Origin of the sequence: Caballeronia zhejiangensis, from assembly GCF_000698575.1 — a bacterium.
Taxonomy (GTDB): domain Bacteria; phylum Pseudomonadota; class Gammaproteobacteria; order Burkholderiales; family Burkholderiaceae; genus Caballeronia; species Caballeronia zhejiangensis.
Map to the genome: position 1 here is coordinate 88,649 of NZ_JFHD01000024.1, position 12,191 is coordinate 100,839.

A 12,191-nucleotide genomic window follows, 5' to 3' on the forward strand; every position below is an offset into this window, starting at 1 on the left:
CCCGCTCATTTCTAACGATCGCTTATCGATGCGAGGTCGCTTTCGCGACATTCGCAGGACCCAACTCGTTCGAAAAAAATCATGAACTCGAATAACCGTCTAGCCACTTTTCCGCGAGACATGTTCGCGGGCACTGTCGTGTTTCTCGTCGCGATGCCCTTGTGTCTCGGCATCGCCAATGCATCCGGCGTGGAGCCGTTCGCCGGTCTGCTGTCGGGCATTATCGGCGGCCTCGTCGTCGCGTTGCTGAGTGGCTCGCAATTGAGCGCGAGCGGCCCTGCCGCGGGCTTGATCGTCATCGTCGTCGATGGCATCGCCGGGCTTGGCAGCTTCTCCGCGTTTCTGCTCGCGGTGCTGCTTTCAGGCGCGATTCAATTCGGCTTCGGCATGTTGAAAGCGGGGCGCTTCGCGGCCTATGTGCCTTCGTCGGTTATCAAAGGCATGCTCGCGGCTATTGGCCTATTGCTCGTCATCAAGCAGATTCCGCTTGCTGCGGGATTCGCGAATGCAGGCGCGCCTGCAGCGAACGGTCCGGGCATGCTCGACACGCCCTTCGGTCCGATATCCGCAGCGGCGTGCATTGTCGCCGTAGTCTCGCTTGCGATGCTCGCAGGCTGGGAAACACGCTCGATGCGTCGCTTTGCGCTCGTGCGCGCCGTGCCCGCGCCGCTCGCAGTGGTCGCGTTCGGCATCGGTGCGACTCTGCTGCTCGATCTGTTCGCGCCTGGCTTCGCACCGCCCGCGCAACATCGCGTCGCGCTGCCGTCGCTGGAGTCGTTCACCGCGTTCACGAATGCGCTCGAATTGCCGAACTTCTCGCAGTTCGCGAACCCCGATGTATGGCGGCTCGCATTCACGCTTGCTATCGTCGCAAGCCTCGAAACGCTGCTGAGCCTCGAAGCTGTCGAGCAACTCGATCCCAAGAAGCGCGCGGCGCATCCGGATCGCGAGCTGAAAGCGCAGGGCATCGGCAATATGATGGCAGGTCGATTGGCGCGCTGCCGATAACTTCCGTCATCGTGCGCAGTTCGGCGAACGTGCATGCGGGCGCGCAGAGCCGATGGTCGTCGTTCATGCATGGCGCATTGCTACTCGTGAGCGTGTTCGCGCTGACGAGCGTCATCAACCTGATTCCGCTGGCCTGTCTCGCGGCGATCCTGATCTTCACGGGTCTCAAGCTCGCCAAGCCTTCGTTGTTCGCAGCGGTCGCGAAACAGGGCATCGAGCGCTTCGTGCCGTTCATCGCAACGATTGCCGGCGTGCTGTTGACCGATCTGCTGATGGGCATTTTGCTCGGCATTGCATGCAGTCTTCTGCTTGCCATGCGCGCGAACCTCAGCCGTCCCATTACGATTGCGCAGCACGACGATCACTATCTGGTGTCGTTCAGAAAAGACGTTTCATTTCTTGGCAAGGTCACGCTGAAACATCATCTGCGCACGATACCCGACGGCGCGACGGTGATCTTCGACGCTTCACGCGCGGACTATATCGACCCCGACGTGCGCGAGGAGATCGACAGGTTCGTGGCCGCGGCGGCTTCGCGCGACATGCATGTCGAATGCAGGAAGCTGCCGCACCTTCGCTCGCAAAGTGGTGCGCCCGCATTGCGAGGCAGATGGCTCGGCTTGCGCAGGCAGGAGATGTCGTCGGAGTAAGAGGAAGTCGAACGAGGCGTCTCGATGCACCAACCGTTTCGGGCGCCGTTCACGAGACGATCGAGATCGAGAATCCGTCCCACCCTTTGCTGCCGACCGTTTGAATCGCCGTGGACGTCACGTGGGTATCGGCTGCGAGCATGTCGAAGAACTTGCGCACGCCGATGACGTCCGGGTCGGCGCTGCCGACGTCCGCCACGCGGCCACTGCGAATCACGTTGTCCGCGACGATCACCGTGCCGGGCCGGCTCAGGCGCAACACGAGGCGCAAATAGGCGGGATAACTTTTCTTGTCGGCGTCGAGAAAGATGAAATCGAAAGGCGGAATGCCGTCCCGCACGAATGATTCGAGCGTATCCACAGCGTCGCCGACAATCACCGACGCAACGCCCGACAATCCGGCGCGTTCAATGTTCTTGCGCGCGACGGAAGCATGGTGCTCGACGGCTTCGAGCGTGATGAGCGTACCGTCCGCAGGCAGGGCACGCGCGAGCCAGATCGTGCTGTAGCCGCCGAGCGTGCCGAGTTCGAGAATGCGTCGCGCGCCGCGCAACTGCGCGAGCATCTGCAGCAGCTTGCCCTGGTTTGGCGCGACGTTGATCGCAGGCAGCCCTTCGTCCGCGCTGGATTTCAATGCGGCTTCGAGTGCGGCGTCCGGCGTTTGCGTTCGATCGCACAAGTATTCGTCCATCGCAAGCCATTGCTGTTCGTTCATGGCATCTCCTTGCCGTTGCGGTTATCGCGTTCTCTCGAACGATACAACACGAATGGAGCCCAGTACAAAACGCGTCTGCGCGATAAACAATTCAGATGACCTTGAAAGCAGTTCGCAATCAAGGTGACACATTTGCGCCGACTGTCTTGACGATACTGCGCGACTCGCGCCGCAACTCATGCCCGAGTTGATCGACGGTCAAGCGGATTGCGTCGATCAATGCACGCGCGGCCGGCGAGGGCGTGCCGCCTGCGCGCATCGTAAGCCCGATCTCGCGGCGCGTGGCTTGCAGCGGAATGTCCATTACGGTTAGCTGACCCGACTCGCATTCGTAGTGCAGTTGTTGTGCGGATACGGCAGCGAGCATGTCGGTATGCATCAGGAGCCCGCGAATGACCGCGAGATCGGCGGTCTCGACGGTCGGCATCGGCGGTTTCAGTTTCCATCGTTTGAACTGCGCTTCGAACATTCCGCGCGCGGGTGCCTGGCTACGCGGCAGAATCCATTGCGCAGCGATCAGCTCCTTGAGCGTCAGGCCACTTCGCGCTGCAAGCGGATGCCCGCGACGCGCGATCACTACGATATCTTCCGACATGAGGCGCTCATTGACGAGTCCGCTCGACGCATCGTTCTGACGCAACGCGCCGAGCACGAAATCGATATCGCCGGCACGCAGTCCCGCGACCAGCGTTTCATACGAGCTCTCATCCGTCACGACGCGCACGCCTGGATATTGCGCGGCAACGCGCGCGATCGCGCCAGGCAGGATCAACGTTCTGCCAAGCGGCAGCGCGCCGACCGTGACATAACCTTGAATCGTGCCGCGCAGCGCCGCGAGATCATCAGGAATGTGGCGCAGTTCGTTCAGCGCGCGCCGCACATGCAGCACGAAAGTTTCGCCTTCGCTGGTGAGCAGCAACCCGCGCGGACTGCGATAAAACAGTTGCATACCAGCGCCGGTCTCCATGATCCGGATCGCGCTGCTGACGGCCGGTTGACTGAGCCCCAACGTCTGCGCTGCGCTCGGCATGTGACGATGGCGCGCGAGTGCCGAGAACAACTGAAGCCGCCGTGTATTGAGCAGAAAGGCCGGGAGCGTGCCGCCTGTCGCGGTCCGACGCCGTGACTGGCGCGTGGCGCACCACTGCGCCAGTTCTTCGAGTTCGGCGAAGATGCGCTGGCAGCGCAACAGCACAGCGCGTCCCGCAGGCGTGGGCAACATGCCCGACGGACGACGCTCCAATAAAGTTTCCCCGACCGCCGCTTCGAGTTCCTGCAGCGAGCGTGTGACCGCCGATTGCGCGCGGAACAGTGCCGCGGCGGCGCGCGTGGCGCTGCCCGTTTGCGCGACGAGCCGAAATGCGCGCAGATACGCGAGATTGAGCAGTTCCCGATTGTCCATATGAAGGTGCCCGATGCCATCAGTTTGATTTATCGCATCGTACAGGCTCGTGCGCTTCGCGCTCACTTTCCCCTAATTGTCGTCGCCGATCATGATGTCATGCATAGAGCGATGGATGTCATCGATTGATCGGAGGGTTGCGCCATGTATCAACATATCCTCGTCGCAGTGAGCCCGAGTTTCAGCGAAGCCGCTCTGTCGACCGCGATTGCGCGGGCGCGCGAAAACAACGCGCGTCTGACCGTGCTGCATGTGATCGAATCGTCGCCGTGGTGGGCGGGATGGCAGATGGAATGTCTATCGGACCTGCCCGCGCTCGTGAATCAGCTCGCGCTCTTGATTCGCGGCAGCAGCGAGAAGATGCTTCGGCGTGCGGGCATCGATGCGGACTGGCAAACGCGCACGTTGCCGCGAGACGGGCGCAGCGTCGGCCGCATCATCGCCGATGAAGCCAATCGCCTCGATGCGGATCTCGTCGTGCTCGGTGCAAGGAAGCGCGGCGTCTTCAGCTTCGGCATGGACCGTGTTCGTAACGTGGTGTGCCGCCATACGAATCGGGAAGTGCTGATCGCAACCGTATGCGTCGCTGATTCGGCGGACGTGATGGAAATTCGCGGCGCGGCGTTGCAAACGCATCACGCCTGATGCGCTTATGCGACGGTAGCGGAAACCGTTTCACCCACGCGTAGAGAAACGCGTGCTGCGATATGTCGCGGTACAACCAGAAGTGGCTGATCGACAACCCCTCGGAGAGCGTTGATAATCGCATCGCTTCAATTTTTGCGACGACTTCGTTTTAAGAGGGATAGGGAGTGCGTAGTTTCTGTTTGGGCCAGCGCCGTTGGAAATGGCTGGCTGTAGGTGTCGTGGCTGTGCTGGCGTTAGGCGCGCTAGCCGCAAGCGTCAATGTCATGCCTTCTGACGCGGCGGCAAATGTATCGATGGAAGCGGTCGCGTCGAGCCCGGTGCTCGCTTCGGATCCCTTGAAAGGGCTGTCCGTAGTCGATGCAATCGAGGTGATTCAGGCTCAGGCCAGTGCATCGTATGCTGCGAATCCAGCCATTGAACCTCACGATGGAAAGACGGCCGGCCCCGTCGTCCCGGATGGTTTCAGCTTCGATAGGGCACCGACACCCGCATCCACGACGGTGCCTTCCATTTGCTCCAAAGCCAAGCACATCATTTGTGTCGATAAGACGACTTTCACCGCAACGGTTTATAAAAATGGCATAGCGCAGTGGTCGTATTATGTGCGTCCCGGCGATGCCCGCGGTGCGCGATATGCCACAGGCGAAGGTCGCGGACGCATAGCTTTCAAGAGCCGCCATCACATTTCAAAGGCCTATGGAACGCCCATGCCCTATGCGATGTTCATTGCATGGGACAAGGATCAAGACAAGCACTCCGGTCAGGCCTTCCACCTCTCATACGATTTTCAGAACCAAGGATATGAGGGCGCCAGCCATGGCTGCATGGGAGTAGGATCAGAGGCAGTCATGCAGCGACTGTGGGAGACAAGTCCTGTGGGCACGCAAGTGTATGTCTATCGCAGTTCCAAAGATCCTTCGGAAGCCGTGGCTGACGGATCGAGTCCCGGTTGAAAAAAAGGCCACGCTCAAGTGGCCTTTCGAGCCTATCGGCGCGGTATCACCCCGCGGGTCTGCGTAGCTCGAAGAAAGTCGAAGTCGACGCCTTTGTCCGCCTGGGTGACGGTGTCATAGAACAGCTTGCGATAACCGCGATCCGCAGTGGGAATCGTGACCGGCGATCCTTTAGCGCGCGCTGCGAGTTCTTCATCGCTGATGAGCAGACTGATCTCGCGTTTCGACACGCTCAGGCGAATGCGGTCGCCCGTTCGAACATGCGCGAGCGGACCGCCCACCGCCGCTTCAGGCGTCACGTGCAACACGATGGTGCCGAACGCAGTACCGCTCATGCGTCCATCCGAGATGCGGACGATATCCTTGACGCCCTTTACCGCGAGCTTGCGCGGGATAGGGATATAACCCGCTTCGGGCATGCCCGGCGCACCCTTCGGCCCGATGTTCTTAAGCACGAGGATATCGTCGGGCGTGACATCGAGATCATCCGAATCGATGCGTGCCGCGAGATCGGCGCCGTTCTCGAACACGACCGCGCGCCCTTCGTGTTCCATCAACTTCGCATTCGCCGCCGATTGCTTGATGATCGCGCCGCCCGGCGCGAGATTGCCGTCCAGCACCGCGATACCGCCTTGCGGATAGATCGGCTTGTCGAAGGGGCGCACGACATTCTGCGCGAAAGCGGGGCCCGCAGCATCGATCTCTTCGCCGAGCGTGCGGCCCGTCACCGTCAGCGCGTTCAGGTTCAATAGCGGCTTCATTTCGCGCAACAGCGTAGCCATGCCGCCGGCCTTGTGAAAGTCCTCCATGTAATGCGATCCGGACGGCTTCAGATCGACGAGCACGGGAGTCTCGCGTCCCATGCGATCGAGCGCTTGCAGATCGATGTCATAACCCATGCGTCCCGCGATCGCCGTTAGATGCACGATGCCGTTCGTCGAACCGCCTATCGCGAGCAGCACGCGCATTGCGTTCTCGAATGCTTGAGCCGTGAGGATCCTGTCGATGGTGAGATTCTCGCGCGCCATCTGCACGGCCTGCGTGCCAGTGAGCTCGGCAACGCGCATACGATCCGACGTCACCGCAGGCGGCGAGGCGCCGCCTGGCACGGTCATGCCGAGCGCTTCGGCGATGCACGCCATCGTGCTCGCCGTGCCCATCACGGAACATGTCCCCACGCTCGCGACGAGTTGATTGTTCACCACTGCGATTTCCGCTTCGTCGATCTCCTCCGCGCGAAAGCGGCCCCAATAGCGCCGGCAATCGGTGCATGCGCCGACGCGCTCGCCGCGATGGGCTCCCGTAAGCATCGAGCCGGTGATGAGTTGAATCGCGGGAATGCCCGCCGATGCCGCGCCCATCAACTGCGCGGGCACGGTCTTGTCGCATCCGCCGATCAGCACGACCGCGTCCATCGGTTGCGCGCGGATCATCTCTTCGGTGTCGATCGACATCAGATTGCGCAGATACATGCTCGTCGGTTGCGAGAACGATTCGGCGATCGATATGGTCGGGAAATCCATCGGCAAGCCGCCCGCGAGCATCACGCCGCGTTTGACGGCTTCGATGAGTTGCGGCGCATTGCCATGACACGGGTTATACGCGCTGCCCGTATCGACGATGCCGATGACGGGCCGATCGAGCGCACTATCGGTATAACCCGCGCCCTTGATAAACGCCTTGCGCAGAAAAAGCGAGAAGCCATTGTCGCCATAGCTCGTCAGCGATTTGCGCAGGCCGCTCGGTTGCGCGGGTTCGTCATCGGACTTTTTCTTGAACGTGTCGGTCATGGTCGCCCTGCCGTGTGATAAGCGTTGAACGTCTCCGTGCCTCGATTATCACCGGTTTATCGTCGGGCGATCACGAATCAACCGTCGATCGTTTCGTGCACGCCTTGTTCGCCGCGTTTCCAGTAAGCCGAAGCGCGAATGCGTTTCTTGTCGATGCCGCGTTCGTCGCATAGCAGCTTGCGCACTTCGCGCATGAGCGTGGCTTCGCCCGCCGCCCACACATAGCCTTCGCCATCGGGCACATAGGTTTCGCGAAGGGCGAGCAGCAACGCGCCGCCGGGATGTGAGCTTTCGTTGCGATAACGCCATTGCGCGTACAGATCGGCGCGCGTGTCGAATTCGATGCGCGCGGAAGGATCGGCCACTTCGATGAGCGTCGCGACGCGCGTGCCTTCGGGCAGTTCTTCGAGACGACGCGCGATGGCGGGCAGCGCGGTTTCATCGCCGATCATCAGATGCCAGTCGAAGTTAGTTGGGATGACGAACGAACCGCGCGGTCCACCGATACCGAGATGCTGACCGGGCGCGGCCTGCGCGGCCCAGGCCGTTGCGGGACCGGCTTCGTGGAGTGCAAATTCGATATCGAGCTCGCGCGCATCACGGTCGAAACGACGCGGCGTGAAATCGCGCGCAATCGGACGCGGTTTGGCCGGATCGAACTCGGGACCGTTCGGACCCGCTTGCGGCAGCGCGGGCAGGGTCTCGCCCGGCGCGGGGAAAAACAGCTTGACGTGATCGTCGAACGATGCGCTGACGAAATCGTCGAGCGAGTCACCCGTGAAGGTCACGCGCACGAAGTGCGGATTGAGCGCCTGGACGCGCGTGACTTTCAGCAGCCGAAACTTGAGCGCGTGGCGCACACGCGTGACTTCGAGATCGGGCCGGTCTTGCAGGATGGAATCGGTCATCGTCTTTGGCTCCTTACGCCTGCTTCGGCGCCGGGTTTTGTTCGATTTCGGCCGTCGCGCGCGCGAGGATCGCGGCGATGCGGCGTTGTTCTTCCTGCGATGCGTCGGTGCGCAAGAGCAGCGCCTTCTTCAGCGCGCGGCGAGCGGCGATCAGCTCGGGCGCCCAGCCGTTGTCGGCGGCGGCGTCATCGACTTCTTCGCCCATGTACGCGCGGCGCACGAGATCCATCTTGCGGGCGAAATGCGTGAGCTTCGCGAGCATGATGTCCACGCGTTCGCGATTGGATGCGAGGTATTCGCGGCCCGCGTCGGAAAGGGCATAGCGCTTGCGGTTGCCTTCCAGCTCGACGGTCGCATAACCGAGCTCTTCGAGATAGGTGAGCGCCGGATAGACCATGCCGGGACTCGGCGCGTAGAAGCCGTTAGAGCGGTCTTCGAGCGCCTTGATGAGTTCATAACCATGACGCGGTGCTTCGGCGAGCATTGCGAGCAGCAACAGTTGCAAGTCGTCCGACGAGAACTTGCGGCCGCGCGGCATGCCGTCTTCGCCGCCGAACCCGCCCATGCCACCCATGCCGCCCATGCCACCGGGGCCGCCGCCGAAGCGACCGCCGCCGCCATGGCGATGACGGCCGATCATTCCCCAACGTTCGAAAGCGAATCGTTCGTGCCCCTCTGGGGCGTCGAACGCAGAACCATCAAAGCCGAATGCGCGGAAACCGCCGTCACGCGCACGTTGAAAGCAGCGGGATTTCATAGGGAACACTCCAGATATGTCGTAAAACATATCTAAAGATATATATCGTAAGAGTGTCTGTCAAGAAGATCTTCTTAGGATCGATCGGCGGACGCGCGCATTTTGAACGCCGCATACAATGGCCCGCATTGTCTTTTGCACACATAAATCCATGAGCCATTTCCGTCCCGTCAAGCTGGAGCACGCCAGCCGCCTTATCAACCACGGTCCGACCGTTCTCGTCACCAGCGCGCACGGCGCGCGCCGCAACGTGATGGCCGCCGCCTGGTCGATGCCGGTGGAGTTCACGCCGCCGCGCATCGCCGTCGTGATCGACAAGCGCACCTACACGCGCGAGCTCGCCGCCGCGAGCGGCACGTTCGGCATCGTCGTGCCGGGTGCGGCGATGATCGATCTCACGTACGCCGTCGGCTCGACGAGCGGGCGCGAGATCGACAAGTTCGAGGCCTTCGGAATCGACATCGTGGAAGGGCCGGTGCTCGGTCTGCCGCTCATCGAAACGAATTGCGCGGCTTGGCTCGAATGCAGGCTGATCGACGAGAAGCACACGGAAGACGCCTACGACACCTGTTTTGCCGAAGTCGTCGCAGCCGCTGCCGATTCGCGCGTGTTCGTCGACGGCCACTGGATCATCGACGAATCGAATCAGCCGCTACACACGATTCACCATCTCGGCGCGGGGAAGTTCGTGCGCGCGTCGTCGATGGAGCAGGCGAAGCCGCTTGCGCGCTGACGCCGTCGATGCGCCCCTGGACACGGCTAGCAAACCTTGCCGCGCGGCAGAAACGGCATCGAATTATGGTATTAAGCACGTTGCATCCAATATTCAAAACCGTTCCATGCATTCGAGCTCCCAGGCCGCGCTCCTTTTGCTCGGCATCGTCATCATCCTGATCACGCCCGGACCGACCAACACACTGCTCGCGACCGCGGGCTTGCGTCGCGGCGTCAGGCGCGCCACGCCGCTCATGGCCGCCGAGCTCGCCGGCTACCTCATCGCAATTTCCGTCTGGGGCTATCTCGTCACGCACGCGGCCGGCTTTCTCACCTGGCTCCCGACATTTCTGCGCGTCGCGTGCAGCGTCTACATCGCCTATCTCGCCGTCCTGATGTGGCGCACCGCCGTCTCCCTGCCGACGTCCGCGCAAAAGACGGTCGGCATGCGCACCCTCTTCGTCACCACATTGCTCAATCCAAAGGCGATGCTCTTCGCGAGCGCGATCTTTCCGGCCAGCGCCTTCGGCAATGCCGTCGTTTATCTTCAGACGATGTCGATCTTCGCCGCCGCGCTGATTCCGATCGGCTTTCTGTGGATCACCTTCGGCGCGGCGCTCGGCACCGGGCGTCTCGCGTGGCTGAGTCCCGAGCGCGTTCAGCGCGGGGCATCGATCGTGCTGGCCACGTTCTCCATCGCGCTTGCGTGGACGGCGCTTCACTGAAGCGATAAAACGAACAGCGAAATCTGGAGACTGAATGACCTCTCATCGGCGCGATCCCCTCGACAAGAAAGTTCCGCACGAGCCGCTCACCTCCTACTACGCCGACGAATCGAAAAGGCGCGTCTGGCTGCGCGGCATCTTCGACCGCACCGCATCCGACTACGACGCGATCGAACGCGTGATGGCGCTCGGTTCCGGTTCGTGGTATCGAAATCGCGCGCTGCGATCGGCGGGACTCGCGCGTGGCATGCGCGTGCTCGATGTCGGCATGGGAACGGGGCTCGTCACGAGGGAAGCGGTCGCGATCACCGGCGATCCGGCGCTCGTGACGGGCGTCGATCCGAGTCCGGGCATGGTCGGCGAGGCGCATCTGCCGATCGGCGTGCAAACGCGCATCGGCACGGCGGAAGATCTGCCGTGCGAGAACGCCGCCTACGATTTTCTGAGCATGGGCTTCGCGCTGCGTCATGTAAGCGATCTTTCGAAGGCCTTCGACGAATACTTCCGCGTGCTCGCGCCCGGCGGACGGCTCTGCGTGCTGGAAATCACGCGGCCCGGGCATGGTATCGGCATCGCTGCACTGAAGTTCTATATGCGCGGCGTCGTGCCGACGATCGCGCGCATCGTCGGCAAGAAAGGGGAAAGCGTCGAGTTGATGCGCTATTACTGGGACACGATCGAGGCCTGCGTGCCGCCCGCCGATGTGATCGCCGCGATCGAGCGCGCCGGTTTCATCGACGTGCGCCGCGACGTCGAGCTCGGCATCTTTTCCGCTTATTGCGCGACGAAACCGGCGCGCTGAGCGGCGTCGAGAATCACCGCAGCGCGGCCGCTCAGCAGCAGCCGGCCTGCGCAGTGAACGGTGAAGCGGTAGAGCACGGTGTTGTCGTCGCCGCCCATGCGTTGGGCTTCGATATCGAGCGGGGCGTCGAGCGTGTCGAGCCGGTCGATGTGCGTTTCCACGCCACGCACGCTGGTCAGCATCCCGACGCGCGGTCTCGCTTCGTTCGATGCGACGAGCGCGCCATGCGCCGCCATCGCCTGCGCCGCGTATTCGATGCCGCATACCGACGCGAGACGTCCCTTCGAGCGCAAAGGATTATCCGGCGAAACATGACTCGTCGCGGTGCAGCGGATGCGCTTTGCATCCCACGCGACGACGCCATCCAGCAGACACATGGAGCCGCTATGCGGAATGCGCGCGGCGATCCAGTCGCGGCCGAACATCATGACGGCTCGACGCTCACGGCGAGCTGCGTGCCGTCGAGATAATCCAGCACGACGTTCGCCGCCCGCCGATGCGCCAGCGCGTCGAGCAACGGCAGCGCGCGCGCGGCGGGATTCGACAGGCGCAGCGCTTCGAGATCGGCATCGGCGAAAGCGGAAGCGTCCTCGTCCGACAGATGCGCTTCGATGCGCCCGAGCGTCCGATCGCTCTCATGCGGCGCGAGCACCAGCGCGACGCCGAACGCATCGACGATGGGACGCACTTGGCGCAACGGCTCGGGATAGTCCGTGTCGTAGGCGACGAGCAGCGTCGCGGCGCCATCGACGCTCACTTGCGCGAGGCTTTCCAGCAAGCCGGCCGCGAAGCTGCCGTCGTACGCGCACAGCACGTTCGATGCGGCCATTGCGCGCGTCGCGATGCTCCAGTAGCCCGCGGGCGCGTTGTGGACCGAGTTGTGGAAGCGCGTCGGCGAGAGCTGCGGTTCGGCGCTCGCGAGGGTTTCGCAGATCGCGTGGAAATTCCCGCCATCGCCGCCGGATGCCGCGAACACGGCGGCGAGCGTCGCGGCGTCGCGGCCGCTCTGCGCGACCGCTTCGTGCGCGGCAGCGAGCGCCGCGCGCACGACCGGCCCGGTGCGGCGGCGTTCGGCCGGCGGCAGACCGGCGGGCGCGGGCAGCACGGTTTGAGCGGCGT

13 protein-coding genes and 1 pseudogene are annotated in these 12,191 nt (G+C 62.6%); 7 read left to right on the forward strand and 7 right to left on the reverse strand.

What is annotated here, in order from left to right; all coding sequences use genetic code 11:
* The first annotated feature begins 81 nt into the window (after positions 1-81).
* Positions 82-1,658, forward strand: a pseudogene (locus tag BG60_RS25130) (SulP family inorganic anion transporter).
* A gap of 49 nt (positions 1,659-1,707) precedes the next feature.
* Here BG60_RS25130 and BG60_RS25135 read toward each other — a convergent pair.
* Positions 1,708-2,373 carry an O-methyltransferase gene (locus BG60_RS25135; protein ID WP_008348315.1) on the reverse strand — a complete coding sequence of 222 codons (666 nt, stop codon included), beginning with the start codon at positions 2,371-2,373 and terminating at the stop codon, positions 1,708-1,710.
* A gap of 118 nt (positions 2,374-2,491) precedes the next feature.
* Complete coding sequence (locus tag BG60_RS25140) at positions 2,492-3,775, reverse strand: LysR family transcriptional regulator (RefSeq protein ID WP_008348314.1); 1,284 nt, start codon at positions 3,773-3,775, stop codon at positions 2,492-2,494.
* Here BG60_RS25140 and BG60_RS39980 point away from each other — a divergent pair, their 5' ends adjacent.
* The 3 genes from BG60_RS39980 to BG60_RS37145 all read left to right on the forward strand — a co-directional run bounded on the left by BG60_RS39980 (position 3,776) and on the right by BG60_RS37145 (position 5,376).
* Positions 3,776-3,904, forward strand: coding sequence for a hypothetical protein (locus tag BG60_RS39980; protein WP_268811658.1), 129 nt, complete (start codon positions 3,776-3,778; stop codon positions 3,902-3,904). It abuts the gene before it with no gap.
* A gap of 15 nt (positions 3,905-3,919) precedes the next feature.
* Positions 3,920-4,420 (forward strand): universal stress protein, encoded by a 501-nt coding sequence (locus tag BG60_RS25145; RefSeq protein ID WP_008348313.1) that lies wholly within the window; start codon positions 3,920-3,922, stop codon positions 4,418-4,420.
* Positions 4,421-4,602: 182 nt separating this feature from the next.
* The gene (locus BG60_RS37145) at positions 4,603-5,376 is read left to right on the forward strand and encodes a L,D-transpeptidase (RefSeq protein ID WP_075583551.1); all 774 of its coding nucleotides are present in this window, start codon (positions 4,603-4,605) and stop codon (positions 5,374-5,376) included.
* Between the two features lie 32 nt (positions 5,377-5,408).
* On the opposite strand, the gene BG60_RS25155 is transcribed toward BG60_RS37145, so the two are convergent.
* From BG60_RS25155 to BG60_RS25165, 3 genes are all read right to left on the reverse strand, one after another.
* A complete protein-coding gene (locus tag BG60_RS25155) occupies positions 5,409-7,166 on the reverse strand; it encodes an IlvD/Edd family dehydratase (protein WP_008348311.1) in 1,758 nt (585 codons plus the stop codon).
* Between the two features lie 77 nt (positions 7,167-7,243).
* The gene (locus BG60_RS25160) at positions 7,244-8,074 is read right to left on the reverse strand and encodes a siderophore-interacting protein (RefSeq protein WP_008348310.1); all 831 of its coding nucleotides are present in this window, start codon (positions 8,072-8,074) and stop codon (positions 7,244-7,246) included.
* A gap of 13 nt (positions 8,075-8,087) precedes the next feature.
* Positions 8,088-8,861 (reverse strand): PadR family transcriptional regulator, encoded by a 774-nt coding sequence (locus tag BG60_RS25165; RefSeq protein ID WP_404989957.1) that lies wholly within the window; start codon positions 8,859-8,861, stop codon positions 8,088-8,090.
* 121 nt (positions 8,862-8,982) lie between these two features.
* Between BG60_RS25165 and BG60_RS25170 the strand changes: the two genes are divergently transcribed.
* The 3 genes from BG60_RS25170 to BG60_RS25180 all read left to right on the forward strand — a co-directional run bounded on the left by BG60_RS25170 (position 8,983) and on the right by BG60_RS25180 (position 11,072).
* The gene (locus BG60_RS25170; protein WP_008348308.1) at positions 8,983-9,564 is read left to right on the forward strand and encodes a flavin reductase family protein; all 582 of its coding nucleotides are present in this window, start codon (positions 8,983-8,985) and stop codon (positions 9,562-9,564) included.
* A gap of 106 nt (positions 9,565-9,670) precedes the next feature.
* Positions 9,671-10,270: a LysE family translocator gene (locus BG60_RS25175; protein ID WP_008348307.1), complete on the forward strand. Its 600-nt coding sequence runs from the start codon at positions 9,671-9,673 to the stop codon at positions 10,268-10,270.
* A 34-nt stretch (positions 10,271-10,304) separates the two neighbouring features.
* Positions 10,305-11,072 carry a class I SAM-dependent methyltransferase gene (locus BG60_RS25180; protein ID WP_008348306.1) on the forward strand — a complete coding sequence of 256 codons (768 nt, stop codon included), beginning with the start codon at positions 10,305-10,307 and terminating at the stop codon, positions 11,070-11,072.
* Here the strand turns inward: BG60_RS25180 and BG60_RS25185 are convergent.
* Complete coding sequence (locus tag BG60_RS25185; RefSeq protein WP_008348304.1) at positions 11,045-11,497, reverse strand: ApeP family dehydratase; 453 nt, start codon at positions 11,495-11,497, stop codon at positions 11,045-11,047. The genes BG60_RS25180 and BG60_RS25185 overlap by 28 nt on opposite strands.
* A partial coding sequence (locus BG60_RS25190) for a beta-ketoacyl synthase chain length factor (protein WP_034473167.1) occupies positions 11,497-12,191 on the reverse strand: 695 nt, incomplete at its 5' end. The genes BG60_RS25185 and BG60_RS25190, both read right to left, overlap by 1 nt.

Bases quoted from the DNA above. Each gene is read 5' to 3' on its own strand.
- BG60_RS25135 (WP_008348315.1), bottom strand. From the start codon at position 2,373: ATGAACGAACAGCAATGGCTTGCGATGGACGAATACTTGTGCGATCGA.
- BG60_RS25140 (WP_008348314.1), bottom strand. From the start codon at position 3,775: ATGGACAATCGGGAACTGCTCAATCTCGCGTATCTGCGCGCATTTCGG.
- BG60_RS39980 (WP_268811658.1), top strand. From the start codon at position 3,776: ATGAAGGTGCCCGATGCCATCAGTTTGATTTATCGCATCGTACAGGCT.
- BG60_RS25145 (WP_008348313.1), top strand. From the start codon at position 3,920: ATGTATCAACATATCCTCGTCGCAGTGAGCCCGAGTTTCAGCGAAGCC.
- BG60_RS25155 (WP_008348311.1), bottom strand. From the start codon at position 7,166: ATGACCGACACGTTCAAGAAAAAGTCCGATGACGAACCCGCGCAACCG.
- BG60_RS25160 (WP_008348310.1), bottom strand. From the start codon at position 8,074: ATGACCGATTCCATCCTGCAAGACCGGCCCGATCTCGAAGTCACGCGT.
- BG60_RS25165 (WP_404989957.1), bottom strand. From the start codon at position 8,861: ATGTTTTACGACATATCTGGAGTGTTCCCTATGAAATCCCGCTGCTTT.
- BG60_RS25170 (WP_008348308.1), top strand. From the start codon at position 8,983: ATGAGCCATTTCCGTCCCGTCAAGCTGGAGCACGCCAGCCGCCTTATC.
- BG60_RS25175 (WP_008348307.1), top strand. From the start codon at position 9,671: ATGCATTCGAGCTCCCAGGCCGCGCTCCTTTTGCTCGGCATCGTCATC.
- BG60_RS25180 (WP_008348306.1), top strand. From the start codon at position 10,305: ATGACCTCTCATCGGCGCGATCCCCTCGACAAGAAAGTTCCGCACGAG.
- BG60_RS25185 (WP_008348304.1), bottom strand. From the start codon at position 11,497: ATGTTCGGCCGCGACTGGATCGCCGCGCGCATTCCGCATAGCGGCTCC.